The organism is Tenacibaculum profundi (genome assembly GCF_057162725.1).
The window spans coordinates 242,796-256,582 of record NZ_CM169894.1 but is presented as its reverse complement, the minus strand read 5'-3'; the positions used below and the strand labels follow the sequence as shown (position 1 = coordinate 256,582).

Below are 13,787 nucleotides of genomic sequence, written 5' to 3'. Positions count from 1 at the left end.
ATTTTTAAGAATTCCCTCATCTTAGAAATAAAAATAAATTATAAATTTATCAATATAATTTTCAAATAAACCATTTAACGGACAATATATGTCATTCATCGTAGATTTAACTACTACCAACTTTTGTGGTTTTATTTATCGCTTAAAAAAAATATATTTGTTTAACACTAAAAGCCTACTTACTCAAAAGTTATGAACTTAAAAATTTTATTAGTTGAGGATGACGAAATCGAAAAATTAAAATTTGAACGTGCCTTAAAAAAAATATCTTCTCCTCACACTGTTATAAAAGCAGCAAATGGTGAAGAAGCCTTATCTATTTGCAGAGATATACTTCCTAATTTAATATTGCTGGATTTAAATATGCCAAAAATGAATGGACTCGAATTCTTAGACATTTTAAGAGCAGACGAAAATTTAAAATTTGTACCGACTGTAATATTCTCAACTTCAAATAATCATCAAGATATGATCAATGCATACAAGGTTGGTATAGCCGGTTACGTAGTTAAACCTCTACATTATTCAGATTATGTAAATCAAATAGAAAAAATAATTGATTACTGGTCGATAAATGAACTAGTATCTCTATAATATCTTTTTATCATGAGTCTTCATTAAAAAATCATTATCCCCCACTACAAATGAAAGGAATCGTTTTTACCGAATTTTTGGAAATGGTAGAGAATAAATATGGAATAGAAACAGTTGATAAAATAATTACTGAATCTAATCTAGAATCAAGAGGAGCTTATACTTCTGTTGGCACCTATGAATTCAAGGAACTTGAAATTTTAATCAAAAAATTAAGTCAAAATACAAAAATTACCTCTCAAAATTTAATGCATCTTTATGGCATTTATTTTTTTGATACCTTAACAAAAAATTATTTAAATCTTTTTGATCATTATAAAGATGCTTTACAATTAATTTCAGGGATAGAAAAACACATTCATGTCGAGGTACGAAAAATGTACCCTGATGCTGAACTACCTTATTTTGAAACTCATGAAAGTTCTGATAGTAAACTGGTTATTGAATACAACTCAGAAAGAGCAATGTACTCTTTTGCTCTAGGTTTAATTGAACGTACTCTAGATCACTATAAAGAGAATGCTAAAGTTATTATGAAGCTATTAAACAATTCGGGAACTAGAGTTTTATTTACTATAATTAAAAATGCTTAATGACAAAATAAGTATATTAGAGAGAGCCCTTTTAAGGGAAAGGAAAGCTAGAAAAGAGGCAGAAGAAATTTTAGAGAAAAAATCTTTTGAATTATACAAAACCCAAAAACAGATTGAAGAATTATATGATGATAGAAATGCTCAATTAAAGTTAATCGTTGATAACTCTTCTTTAGGAATTGTTTTATCTCAAAACGAGAAACTTATCACCATAAATAGAGCTCTAGTAAATCTTTTAGGATATTCATATCAAGAACTGTTATCCATGAGAATTAGTGATGATTTAACTCATCCAGAAGATGTTGAAGAAACAGAGTATCAAACTAATTTATTAGAAACAAATAAGATTGATAGATTTTCAATACAAAAAAGATATTTAAGAAAAGATGGTAGTTATGTATTATGTAAGACCAATGTAAGTGCTGTAAGAGATAAAAAAGGTGAGGTAAAATATCAAGTTGCATTAATAGAAAATGTGACCGAAATAAATAAGAAAACAAAAATGCTTAACACTCTAAATAAACTTTCTGTATCTATATTAGGTAAAAGAGATCTTTATGAAATAGGTTGGGAAATAGCAAAAACAACAGCAGAACACTTACAATTAGAAGATTGTGTAGTTTATTCTGTAAATTTGGAAACAGGCATACTCACACAAATTGCTACAGCATCTCATTCTCTTTACAAAGGAAATGATAAAACAAACCTCTTTGAATTAACTATAAATGAAGGAATTGTTGGAAAATCAGTCAGAACATCTGAGTATCAGATGGTAAATGACACTTCTAAATGCTTAGATTATCTTGTTGATGATAGTTTTAGATATTCTGAGTTAGCTGTTCCAATTATTGCTAATGGAAAAGTCATTGGTGTAATAGATTCAGAGAACAGCAAAAAAAATTACTTTAATTTTGAACATGTTGAAGTGTTTAAAAATATCGCAAGTTTAGCATCAGCGCAGTTTAATAGTGCTATTAGCCTAGCAAAAGAAAAGAAAACTCAACTAGAAAAAGACAAATTACTTATTAAACTTGAGAAAAATAATGAAGAATTAAAAAACTTTGCTCATGTAGTTTCGCATGACCTAAAATCTCCATTAAGAAGTATGTCCGCATTAATTTCTTGGATTAAAGAAGATAATAGTGAAGTTTTTGACCAAGAAACATCTAACAACTGTAACCTGTTATTAGCTAAAATTCATAAAATGGATTCTCTAATCAACGGTATTTTAAAATATTCTAGTATTGATAAGATTGAAAAAGTAAGTACCAACGTAAATTTACAGAGAGTTGTTGAAGAAATTATTGAAACAATTTATATCCCTGAAAAAATAAATATCAAATTAAAAAATAAACTTCCTGTAATTCTTGGAGATAAATTTAGATACCAACAATTGTTTCAAAATTTAATTAGTAATGCTATAAAATATAACGATAAAGAACAAGGAGTTGTAGAAATAGATGTTTGTGAAAAGCAAAATACTTTCTTATTTTCAATAAAAGATAATGGAATTGGTATTGCTAAAAAATATCACTCAAAAATATTTGAAGTATTTGAAACTCTCGGCCAACATAATGATAATTCAACAGGAATAGGTTTATCAATTGTAAAAAAAATAATTGATCTGTATGAAGGTAAAATTTGGATTGAGAGTGAACATAATAAAGGAACGTGTTTCTTTTTCGAACTATCTAAAATGCGATATTAAACTTCATAAAAAAACCTCATCAATTTAACTTTAATGAGGAATTCGAGGGACTTTTTTAAGAATACTTAATTATTCCAATACAATAAATTTACTAAATAAGTTAATTTTTCAAGACTAAAATAGCTAAGCATACAGTTTTGATCTATTAATAACATCTTTTTTCATATTAATAACATTAACACAAAAACTTCGATACCTATAATTAGTAACGAAGTTTCTTATTTAATAAGCATTACTGATATTTATTTTTTATAATTGTTAAAAAAATATCCTTGCTATTTCTTTTTCATGTTTTGTAATCTAAAATATTTACTAAGGTTAGTGTTATAGACCTATAATATATTATTTAAATATAAATAAGATTCTAAAAATAATCCTACTACTTAAATTTAATTTTATTAGTGAAGTGATATTTTTTGTAATTTTATTAAGTATTTCCATTTTATTTCCAAAATACATTTCAAGTTTTCTATTATGTTTTAATTCTTTAATAAGTCCTTCAAAATCTCCATAGTTGGAATTAAAATCAGCATGAATGTAACCCACATACTGTATTTCAGAAATACTATAAAAGTATCTAGCACCCGCTTTAATTGCCATAGATTTCCCCTGGTTTTTCTTTTTATTAATAATGGTTACCCTTTGGAAAAACTCATTTTTTAATTTATTTAAAATATTTAATGTACCATCGTTGCTTCCATCGTTAACAAAACATATCTGTATCTCATTAAAATCTGTCAAACATCTTCTAAAAGTCTCTACATTCAATCTCTTTTCTTCATTATAGCATGGAATAATGATACCTACCTTCATATTTATAATGTTTGCAACAAATTTAAAACTAATGCTTTTCCATTTTAAATTAAAATCGTTGAATGTAAAATGAATAACGGTTAAGCACATAAAATTCGAGGTAAGTTATATCTGAATTTCTCCTCTCTTTATCATATTGTATACTGTACTTTTCCCAATACCTAAGGCTTTTGAAGTCAAAGAAACATTATTTCTATATTTCAAAAGATAAGTCTTAATGATTTCAACTGTATGTTCTTTCAACGTCTTATCTGTTAAATACTCAGGTTTTTTTGTCAACTCGCAATTATTAAAAATAATGTTATCTTCAGTTATGTTGTTATCATCAGATAAAACGACTGCCAATTCTACTATAGATTTCAACTCTCTGATATTTCCATTATAATTATGAGTACATAATTTATTCAAAGCCTTATTTGAAATTGAAAACTTATTTTTATGATTATTTTTTATAAAATAACTAACTAATAATGGTATATCTTCTATCCTGTTTCTTAAAGGAGGTAAATCTATCTTTAGCCCCATAAGCCGGTAATATAAATCTTCTCTAAAATTACCTTTATAAACTTCTTCTTTTAAATTTTTATGACTAGCACTAATTATTCTAATGTCTAAATCGATGTACTCATTTCCTCCTATCCTTGTTATTCTTTTTTCTTCAAGTACTCTCAATAATTTTTTTTGAAATTCTAAAGGAATTTCTGCAATTTCGTCAAAAAATACAGTCCCTTTATTAGCTAGCTCTAATTTTCCTATTTTTCTTCTATTTGCACCGGTAAAAGCTCCTTTTTCATAACCAAAAAGTTCACTTTCAATTAAGTTAAACGGGATCGCTGACATATTTAAGCTCACTAAACTTTCATTCATTCTACTTCCACTAAAATGAACTTTATTTGCTACTAACTCCTTACCTGTTCCTGTTTCTCCTGTTATGAAAATATTAATTGTTGAGCTTGCCCCTCTAGAGATCAAATCAAAAACTTTTTTAATTGGTTTACTCTCTCCAATGATATCAATATTATTAGTTTTTAACTTTTTATTCTCCTTTAATGATTTTATTTTTGTGTTTTCTCTTATTTTTAATACCGTTTCCCAAAGACTTTCTTTCGTTGTTTCTCCTTTATGTAAAAAATATGTAATTCCTAAACGGATTAACTGTTCTTTTAAATTTCTGTTGTTATCTAAATTAAACCCCAATAAGGTTACTTTAGGGTATTTTCTTCTTATTTCACCTATTAAATGCTCTATACCTTTATCAAATATAGGAATACTAATTGCAATTAAATTCCAATTTTTAATAGATACCTTCTTAAAATCAAAAAAACTATTGTATACAGTTACGGCATAATCAGGGTTAAGTTCTAAATGATATTTTAACACTTTTCCATACCATTCATCTTTTTCTAATAAACAAATACTAAACTTAATTATTTTACTCATTTTTAACTTTTTACTCCAAATTATGGAAATACTCTAATATTTGGAGTTAATGTCGATAAGCAATGTAATATTGTAGATGAACAGTTTTAAATTATCGATGATTAGACTCATTTGTCTTAAATATTTAGAACAATAATATCAATACTCTAAAATAATATTCCATAATTTGGAAAAATAAAAAAATAAAAAAACATCACAAGTAATTGAAAAACAGACACTTAACCTAAAAGGCATTTAAATTGTTACTAGAAATTAAATGTAAAGTTTAAAAAATGAAAATAGCAATTATTGGAAGCGGTTATGTTGGTCTTGTTACAGGTACTTGTTTTTCTGATATAGGTATTGATGTAACCTGTATTGATATCGATCAATCTAAAATTAAAAATCTAAAAGATGGAATTATTCCAATATATGAACCAGGCTTAAGTGAGATTATTAGGAGAAATACCAAAAAAAATAGACTCCACTTCTCCACTGACATTGAAGTAATAAATAACTGTAATATTATATTTATATGTGTCGGTACTCCCGAAACAGGTGATGGTAGTCCTAATTTAGATAATTTATTCAAAGTTGCGAAAGACGTCGGTAAATGTATTACAAATTATTCATTAATAATCGTTAAAAGTACTGTCCCTGTAGGAACTTCACAAAAAATAAATTACATCATTCAAAAAGAAATAGATAAAAGAGGTGTGCCTATTCAATTCGATATTGCCTCTAATCCTGAGTTTTTAAAAGAAGGAGCAGCAATAAGTGACTTCTTTAAGCCCGATAGAATAATAATAGGAACTGAAAGTGATAGGGCCAAAGAAATATTAAAAAAATTATATAAGCCTTTTACACTAAATGGCCATCCAATTATTTTTATGAATAATAATGCTGCTGAAATGACAAAATACGCGGCTAATTCTTTTTTAGCGACAAAAATCAGCTTCATGAACGATATCGCTAATTTATGTGAAAAACTAAGTGTTGACATTGATGAAGTAAGAAAAGGAATTGGTTCTGACCCTCGAATAGGTAATAAATTCATTTACTCTGGTGTTGGATATGGGGGATCTTGCTTTCCTAAAGATATAAAAGCCATTATTAAAATGGCAAATGATAATGACTATGAAATGAGAATTTTAAAAGCCGTTGAAAATATCAATAACGACCAGAAAGAAATTTTATATTCAAAAATTTTAAATTTTTTCAACAACGACCTTGAAAATAAAACGCTTACAATATGGGGATTAAGTTTCAAGCCTCAAACTAATGATATGAGAGAAGCTCCCTCCCTATCTCTTATTAAAAAACTATGTGAACAAAATGTAAATATTAAGGTTTATGATCCTGTAGCAATGTCAGAAGCCTATAAATATTTATCTGATTCCGTTGACTATTGTAATGATGAATACAAAGCAATTACAGACTCTGACGCCTTAGTAATAATGACTGAGTGGCAAGAGTTTAAGTATCCAGATTGGACAAGAATAAAAACATTAATGAAAGGTAACACCATATTTGATGGAAGAAATATTTTTCAAATTGATTCATTGAAAAAATTTGGATTTAGTTATATCTCAATCGGTAGACCTTCTGTATTAAATGGGAAAATTCTAAAATCAAATACCATTGATACATTATGATTAGAAAAAGAATTTTGGTAACAGGTGGAGCTGGGTTTATTGGGTCTCATTTATGCGAAACTCTATTATTACAAGGGCATGAAGTATTTTGTCTTGATAATTTTTTCACAGGAAATAAAGAAAATATTGTTCACCTTCAGGATAATAATTATTTTGAATTAATTAGACATGACGTTGTAGATCCCTTTCTAATTGAAACCGATGAAATATATAATTTAGCTTGTCCTGCCTCACCGATTCATTATCAATATAATTCCATAAAAACAATGAAAACTTCAATAATGGGGGCTATAAATATGCTAGGCTTAGCTAAAAGAGTCAATGCGAAAATATTGCAAGCCTCAACCAGTGAAGTATATGGAGATCCTAAGATACATCCTCAAAATGAGAAATATTGGGGAAATGTTAACCCTATTGGTTTACGATCATGCTATGATGTTGGAAAAAGGGCTGCAGAAACACTCTTTATGGATTACCACAGACAAAATAACATTAAAATAAAAATTATTAGAATTTTTAATACTTATGGTCCAAAAATGTTGCCAAATGACGGAAGAGTAGTATCTAATTTTATCATTCAAGCTCTAACCAACCAAGAAATTACCATTTTTGGAGATGGTGCACAAACTAGAAGTTTTCAATATATAGACGATTTAATACAAGGGCTCTTAAAAATGATGAATTCGAAAGACACATTCATTGGTCCCGTAAATATTGGAAATACAAATGAATTTACGATCAAAGATTTAGCTAACAAGATTATTGAATTAACTAATTCAAAATCTAAAATAGTGTTCAAACCTCTCCCGTCAGATGATCCTTTAAGAAGAAAGCCTGATATTGAAAAAGCAAATAAAGAACTCAATTGGGAACCCAAAATAAATTTAGAAACTGGCTTGATTAAAACAATTACATATTTTGACAACCTTTTTCGAAAGAATTGCCAGTCAATAAAGTAAATACATAAACAAATTAAGAATTCTTATGAAAAAACTTATTTTAGTTATTGATGATGAATTAACAACTTGTGTTTTATTAGAAAATTTTCTAAAAAAAGAATATGATGTGGTTACGGTTAGTTCTGCGTTAGAAGCATTAAAAAAACTCACAGAATTTATTCCTGATTTAATAATAAGTGACATTCAAATGCCTCAAATGAATGGATTTAAATTACTAGAAGAAATAAGACTTATAGGTTTTTTAAAGCATACCCCCGTTATTATGTTATCAGGTAAAACTGAAAGTTCTGAAAGAATTCGATGTTACAGGACTGGTGCTCAAGATTACATTTCAAAACCTTTTAACCCTGAAGAGTTAAGAGAAGTAATTAAAAAAAATCTTTATCCTTTAAACTATTGTAGCTCATGGTAAAATTAAGTAATCTAAGAGTGTTATACATTGGCGAAAATGGGAAAAGATTTCTAAAAGCCTCTAAAAAATATACTTTCAACCTAGAGTATGTTAAGTGTAGTATGCAGGCTCTTAAGTTACTAAAAAATGAAAAAAAATATTCTTTAATTATTTGTGAATTTGAAATAGCAGGAAATAATGGCCTTTTCTTTTATGAAACACTCCAAAAAGAAAATCTTATTAATGCAATTCCCTTCATTTTAGTCACCAAAATCTTTGATAGATCAACTTATTTAAAAGCCTTTGAGATGAAACTTACAGACTACTTTGTTCTTCAAGAGAATACAACAGAAGATATTTTAAAAAGAGTAAATTCCTTATTTTATAAATCAAAAAAAAAGATAACTACAAAAAACAATTTAAATTCAGTAAGAAATTCTAAAGTATATAAACTTCCTTTATCAAAAAGAATTTGCGATGTTATTTTTTCTATAATTTTATTGGTTTTGTTATCTCCCATTTTAATAATAGTCATAATCGCTATCAAATTAGAATCAAGAGGTAAATTTTACTATATAACAAAAAGGGTTGGTAGAAAAACATTTAATTTTTATAAACTTAGATCCATGAGAACTGGATCAGACTCGTTACTTCAAAAATTATCAAAAAAGAAAAATATATATAATAAAAATCGAAAAATTGAAAAACCTAACGACGAGTGCCCTAGATGCAAAAAACTAAAAGGAAATAATAGTTGCTCTGCAATTTTGTATATCAATGAAAAAAAGATTTGTGAATATTGGAACAATATTAACAGAATAAGGACTTTGAATCAAAAATCAACGTTCATAAAAATCCCTAATGATCCAAGAGTCACCATTGTAGGTAAATTTATTCGAAATACAAGTATCGATGAATTACCTCAATTAATTAATGTACTAAAAGGTGATATGTCGATTGTTGGAAACAGACCTCTACCTTTATACGAGGCAGAACTGTTAACCAATGACCATATGTCTAAACGCTTCTTAGCTCCAGCAGGAATTACAGGATTATGGCAAGTTGAATTAAGAGGTAAAAAAGGTAATATGTCTGAAGAAGACAGAATAAAACTTGATAATATTTATTCAGAATACTTTACTGATAATAATTATTCCTTATGGTTTGATTTAAAAATCATCTTTAAAACAATTCCTGCTCTATTTCAAAAAGCATCCGTATGAATATGATATTAAATAAAACACATATATTACTGATTCCTATTCTTTTCAGCACCATTATTACTTGGTCCCAAGATGAAGACAATAGTAATACAAATCAGTTAGATATAGTAGATCTAATCATTCCTAAAATTGATGTACTTATTGAGGACGCCATAAACTATAATTCTATGGTGAAATTTCGAGAAAAAGAAATAGAAGCTAAATCAATTGATCATAAAAGATGGAAAAAATACTGGACCCGAAATTTCGGGTTTAGAGGTGAGGGTGTATATGGCACATTCAATAAGTTCTCAGCTAACGATAGCAATATTACAGAACCTGTAAACTCAATAACTTTAATAAACGAATTCAACTATAATATCGGAGCTTATTTTAGACTACCCATTGAAGATATTCTTACTCAAAAGAAACGAGTTCAAAGAGCTACGATTGAAATGAAACAAGCTGAAGATTTTTTAGAGTACGAAAAACAAGTTATTAAAGAAACGATTATAAGAAATTATAATCAATTATTATTAAATAAGAATGCTTTAAAAATAGCCATTAACAACCTTAACGACGCAGAAATTCAATCAAAAATGATTGATATTGAATACAAAAATGGAATATTAGACTTAAATGAATATTCAAGATTGAAAAATATAATTGCAACAATAAAAATAGAATATGAAAAATGGAAAAGTAGGTTTTTAACCTCAAAGATGCTTATTGAAAATATGATCGGTTACAAAATAAAATAAAAATGATATGAGTATTATTAATTTCATAAGATTACTTATTAAAAATAAAATAATACTAATTATTTTACCTTTTTTGTCGGGTATTTTAACTTTTTGTATAACGGAAAATATACCTTCTAATTACTCGACACATTCAATTATTTATACTGGAATTGGGTCGGACGGGTCTATTCAACTAGATAAATCATTTAACTTATTCAAAACAAATATTGCTTTTGACAATCTAATTAACATTATTAAATCAAGAAAAACTCAAGAAGAACTTGCGTTAAGATTATTAAGTCATAACATCGTAAACATTCAGAATAATAATGATATAAAATTAGAAATGATCAAAGAAGAGATCAATAAAACTGTTCCTTTAAACTTTCTAAGTTCATTAAAACTAGAGTTAAAAACAAAACGTCAAGTATATCTAGAATTTGATACAATTAAAAATATCGTGTTCGAAAAATTAAAGTTCATGCAAAATAAAACTGAAAAAAACTTTGTCCATGAACTTTTAGCTTCAGATTCAAAATTTTTCTCCCTAAAATCTATTTCAAACATTCGCGCATATCGTGTCAATAGCAGTGATTTAGTAAAAATATTATATGAAAACTCCGATCCTAGTATATGCAAGGAAACGCTAGACATATTATATGAGATCATAGAGAAAAAGTATACAGAAATTAAAGAGTCCAATTCAAAAGATATTGTTGAATATTTTCAAAATGAATTAAAGAGAAGCAGAAAAAAACTAAAATCCATTGAAAAAGAGCTTTTATCCTTCAACATTAAAAATAATATCATCAATTACTACGAACAAAGTAAAGCTGTAGCAATAATGAAAGAAGATATGACATTAGACTTTTTTAACACAAAAGGTGAATTTGAAGGAGCCAAAGCCAAAGTTTCAATACTAGAGAAGAAACTCAAAACAATAGACTCGATAAAAAAGAAAAGAAATAATGTCGTAGAAATAAAAAGAATTCTTGACAAACTGAAGCTAGAACTATCTCTTCATGAAGCCAAAAATAGTGATACAAATGTTAATCTAACAAAAAATAAACTTATTAGTCAAAATAAGAAACTCAAAGAAAACATAGAAGAATTATTTAGGTTGGAGAATACTATAGAAGGTATTCCAATAAAAACTGTTCTTGATGAGTGGCTAGAGAAATCTGTAGAAGTACAAAACATAAAAGCTAAATTTAAAACTGTTGGTGATAGAAATAATAATTACGACCAACAATTTAAAAGATATGCACCAGCAGGAGCAAACTTAAAAAAAATCGAAAGAGAATTTAAAATCGCCGAGCAAGAATATCTCGAAATTCTTCATGGTTTGAATTTGGCTAAGCTCAAAGCTCAAGACTCAAAAATTGCTTCAAAACTTAAATTAGTTGCCCCCTCATTTTATCCCTTTAAAGCCTTGCCTTCTGGTCGATCGTTTTTAATCATTGGTGCAGTAATCTTAAGCTTAATTTTAATAATCAGCAGTATATTTCTATCAGACTTTTTTGATAATACTTTAAAAAATGTTCAAAACACATCCAAAGTTATAAAGATACCTGTAATAGGAATGTTTCCTAAAATTTATATAAATCATGGAAAAATAGGATTTAATGGTATCATTAAAAAACTATCCGATCTAGCAATAAGAGGTATAAATGAACAGATGTTATCAGTTAATAAAGAATATAAAAAAACATTAATAATATCTGTTATAAGTACTCGAAAGCAAGAAGGTAAAACTGTAGTTATTGCAAATATTGCCGAACGATTAAAAAGCAACAAGAAATCTACAATTATTACTAACCATAGTAGAGAATACATTAAATTAAAATATCAAAAAAAATATAATGTTAATACTGTTTTAGGTTATCCAGATTCTCGTCCTGATTATAATGACCCCGCACTTGAAAATCCGATATATCGTTTCGATGAAAATGAATATATAGTTCCTACCCCAAAAGATGAGGGTATCAATAAACATAGGTATCATAGTATAGTAAAACAACTTATTAAAAAACCCGGTGTTGACTATTTAATAATTGAGCATCCTAATTTATTAGAGAATAGTTATTCAAGAGATATTATAAATAAATCTGACTTAATACTTCTTGTTTGTAGAGCAAATCGTGTTTGGCAAGACGCTGATGAAAATGCAATTAAATCGATAAAGAATGACTTGGATAACAAAATTTTCTCTTTTGTCAACGGAACTGAAATTAATGAAGTGGAATATTTATTAGGAGAAATAAAAAAGAACCAATCAATATTTAGAAAAAGAATTAAAAACTTCTTTAGACTTCAATTTAATTCATCAAGTAAAATCTAATATTTATGATTCGAGCCAGAATAATAGAACTTTTAAAAAAGGACAACTTTCAAAGTCTATTAAGCAATATAATAACTGCTTTAATTGGCATAGTAAGTTTTAGTTTATTGGCCAAAAAATTAAATACGGAAGATTTTTCTAATTATATCATTTTTGTAACAGGTGCTAGTTTAATTGAAATGCTAAGGTTCGGAATTACAAGTAATGCTACCATATGCTTTTTACCAGGAACCAAACAAAAAAAACGTGAGAAAATTATTGGATCATTCGTAAAAATTAATTTACTAACCTCTTTTGCATTAGCATTTTTTATTTTTCTAATAAAGTCATTTTTATATGACCACATCAAAAACTCATCTTTTGTGTTATTCTTCAATTGGTATCCGTATATTTTAATTGCAAGTATACCCTTCAATAACGCCTTAACAATTTTTCAAGCCGATATAAAATTCAATAAAATTTTATTCATTCGTATACTCAATAACTTTCTATTCTTTTTGGTAATATTAATAGGTACACTGTATTGGGGTATTACGTTAAATGAGCTAATTTTATATTATTTGTATATCCAAATTTTCTTATCTGGATTATGCATTGTACTCAAATGGGATTATTTAATTTCCTATAAAAATTCAAGTAATAAAGAGGTTAACAGAATCCTTAATTTCGGTAAATTTAGTGTATTCACTTTACTTAGTTCCAACCTATTAAGAAATGCAGATATATTTATAATTGGACTAGGAGCATTAGGGTCAAATGCGATAGCCATTTATAGTATTCCTCTAAAATTAACTGAAATCATGCAAATACCATTGAGAAGTTTTGCGTCAACTGCATTTCCTAAAATTTCAAAAGCATATACTCAAGGAAACCTAAAAAAAGTGAGATACATTTTTAATACTTACACAGGTGCTATCTCTATTTTTTTCGTTTTTATCGCTATATTCATATTAATATTCGATAGAGAATTAATCATACTTATTTCAGGACACTCCTATATAAATAATGGTTCTGAACATTTAAATATTCTCATAATCACACAAATTTTAACCATTTACTGCTTAATTCTACCATTAGATAAAATGACGGGAATAACATTGGATAGTTTGAACAAGCCTCAAATAAACTCTATCAAAGTATTGATTATGTTAATTACAAACTTACTAGGAGATATCATTGCCGTATTTATTTTTAAGTCACTCGAACTAGTAGCCATTACATCAATACTTTTTACCCTTTTAGGATCTTATATTGGGGTTTACTGCTTAAACAAAGAATTACAGATCTCAATAAAAGATATTTTATTTTATGGACTTAAGTTTTATTTAAATATTTCAAAGCATACATGTTTAATAATAAAAAAATAACA

Annotated in this window: 12 protein-coding genes; 10 read left to right on the top strand and 2 right to left on the bottom strand. The window is 27.2% G+C overall.

Annotation, left to right across the window (positions count from 1 at the left end):
• Positions 1 to 192 precede the first annotated feature (192 nt).
• Genes AC2GW8_RS00900 through AC2GW8_RS00890 form a run of 3 tightly spaced genes read left to right on the top strand, consistent with a single transcriptional unit; the run spans position 193 to position 2,895 of the window.
• Positions 193 to 594, top strand: a complete 402-nt coding sequence (locus AC2GW8_RS00900; RefSeq protein WP_440880914.1) for a response regulator — start codon at positions 193 to 195, stop codon at positions 592 to 594.
• Between the two features lie 50 nt (positions 595 to 644).
• Positions 645 to 1,187, top strand: coding sequence for a heme NO-binding domain-containing protein (locus AC2GW8_RS00895; RefSeq protein WP_440880913.1), 543 nt, complete (start codon positions 645 to 647; stop codon positions 1,185 to 1,187).
• Positions 1,180 to 2,895 (top strand): ATP-binding protein, encoded by a 1,716-nt coding sequence (locus AC2GW8_RS00890; RefSeq protein WP_440880912.1) that lies wholly within the window; start codon positions 1,180 to 1,182, stop codon positions 2,893 to 2,895. Before AC2GW8_RS00895 ends, AC2GW8_RS00890 begins: the two co-directional genes overlap by 8 nt.
• A gap of 342 nt (positions 2,896 to 3,237) precedes the next feature.
• Here the strand turns inward: AC2GW8_RS00890 and AC2GW8_RS00885 are convergent, their stop codons facing one another.
• Both AC2GW8_RS00885 and AC2GW8_RS00880 read right to left on the bottom strand, forming a co-directional pair.
• Complete coding sequence (locus tag AC2GW8_RS00885; RefSeq protein ID WP_440880911.1) at positions 3,238 to 3,708, bottom strand: glycosyltransferase; 471 nt, start codon at positions 3,706 to 3,708, stop codon at positions 3,238 to 3,240.
• A 105-nt stretch (positions 3,709 to 3,813) separates the two neighbouring features.
• Positions 3,814 to 5,148 carry a sigma-54 interaction domain-containing protein gene (locus AC2GW8_RS00880; RefSeq protein ID WP_440880910.1) on the bottom strand — a complete coding sequence of 445 codons (1,335 nt, stop codon included), beginning with the start codon at positions 5,146 to 5,148 and terminating at the stop codon, positions 3,814 to 3,816.
• 272 nt (positions 5,149 to 5,420) lie between these two features.
• On the opposite strand from AC2GW8_RS00880, the gene AC2GW8_RS00875 reads away from it, so the two are divergent.
• From AC2GW8_RS00875 to AC2GW8_RS00845, 7 genes are read left to right on the top strand one after another with little or no spacing between them, the layout of a single operon-like run.
• A complete protein-coding gene (locus AC2GW8_RS00875) occupies positions 5,421 to 6,782 on the top strand; it encodes a UDP-glucose dehydrogenase family protein (protein WP_440880909.1) in 1,362 nt (453 codons plus the stop codon).
• A complete protein-coding gene (locus AC2GW8_RS00870; protein ID WP_440880908.1) occupies positions 6,779 to 7,741 on the top strand; it encodes a UDP-glucuronic acid decarboxylase family protein in 963 nt (320 codons plus the stop codon). Before AC2GW8_RS00875 ends, AC2GW8_RS00870 begins: the two co-directional genes overlap by 4 nt.
• A 25-nt stretch (positions 7,742 to 7,766) precedes the next feature.
• Positions 7,767 to 8,153, top strand: coding sequence for a response regulator (locus AC2GW8_RS00865; protein WP_440880907.1), 387 nt, complete (start codon positions 7,767 to 7,769; stop codon positions 8,151 to 8,153).
• A complete protein-coding gene (locus AC2GW8_RS00860) occupies positions 8,147 to 9,355 on the top strand; it encodes a sugar transferase (protein WP_440880906.1) in 1,209 nt (402 codons plus the stop codon). The genes AC2GW8_RS00865 and AC2GW8_RS00860 overlap by 7 nt, the downstream gene beginning before the upstream one ends.
• Positions 9,352 to 10,095, top strand: coding sequence for a TolC family protein (locus tag AC2GW8_RS00855; protein WP_440880905.1), 744 nt, complete (start codon positions 9,352 to 9,354; stop codon positions 10,093 to 10,095). The genes AC2GW8_RS00860 and AC2GW8_RS00855 overlap by 4 nt, the downstream gene beginning before the upstream one ends.
• A 7-nt stretch (positions 10,096 to 10,102) precedes the next feature.
• Complete coding sequence (locus AC2GW8_RS00850; RefSeq protein ID WP_440880904.1) at positions 10,103 to 12,418, top strand: GumC domain-containing protein; 2,316 nt, start codon at positions 10,103 to 10,105, stop codon at positions 12,416 to 12,418.
• A gap of 5 nt (positions 12,419 to 12,423) precedes the next feature.
• Positions 12,424 to 13,785, top strand: coding sequence for a lipopolysaccharide biosynthesis protein (locus AC2GW8_RS00845; RefSeq protein ID WP_440880903.1), 1,362 nt, complete (start codon positions 12,424 to 12,426; stop codon positions 13,783 to 13,785).
• Positions 13,786 to 13,787 lie beyond the last annotated feature (2 nt).

Coding starts and splice junctions, on each gene's coding strand:
- AC2GW8_RS00855 (WP_440880905.1), top strand. CDS start 9,352: ATGAATATGATATTAAATAAAACACATATATTACTGATTCCTATTCTT.
- AC2GW8_RS00895 (WP_440880913.1), top strand. CDS start 645: ATGAAAGGAATCGTTTTTACCGAATTTTTGGAAATGGTAGAGAATAAA.
- AC2GW8_RS00850 (WP_440880904.1), top strand. CDS start 10,103: ATGAGTATTATTAATTTCATAAGATTACTTATTAAAAATAAAATAATA.
- AC2GW8_RS00875 (WP_440880909.1), top strand. CDS start 5,421: ATGAAAATAGCAATTATTGGAAGCGGTTATGTTGGTCTTGTTACAGGT.
- AC2GW8_RS00870 (WP_440880908.1), top strand. CDS start 6,779: ATGATTAGAAAAAGAATTTTGGTAACAGGTGGAGCTGGGTTTATTGGG.
- AC2GW8_RS00890 (WP_440880912.1), top strand. CDS start 1,180: ATGCTTAATGACAAAATAAGTATATTAGAGAGAGCCCTTTTAAGGGAA.
- AC2GW8_RS00845 (WP_440880903.1), top strand. CDS start 12,424: ATGATTCGAGCCAGAATAATAGAACTTTTAAAAAAGGACAACTTTCAA.
- AC2GW8_RS00865 (WP_440880907.1), top strand. CDS start 7,767: ATGAAAAAACTTATTTTAGTTATTGATGATGAATTAACAACTTGTGTT.
- AC2GW8_RS00860 (WP_440880906.1), top strand. CDS start 8,147: ATGGTAAAATTAAGTAATCTAAGAGTGTTATACATTGGCGAAAATGGG.
- AC2GW8_RS00900 (WP_440880914.1), top strand. CDS start 193: ATGAACTTAAAAATTTTATTAGTTGAGGATGACGAAATCGAAAAATTA.
- AC2GW8_RS00880 (WP_440880910.1), bottom strand. CDS start 5,148: ATGAGTAAAATAATTAAGTTTAGTATTTGTTTATTAGAAAAAGATGAA.
- AC2GW8_RS00885 (WP_440880911.1), bottom strand. CDS start 3,708: ATGAAGGTAGGTATCATTATTCCATGCTATAATGAAGAAAAGAGATTG.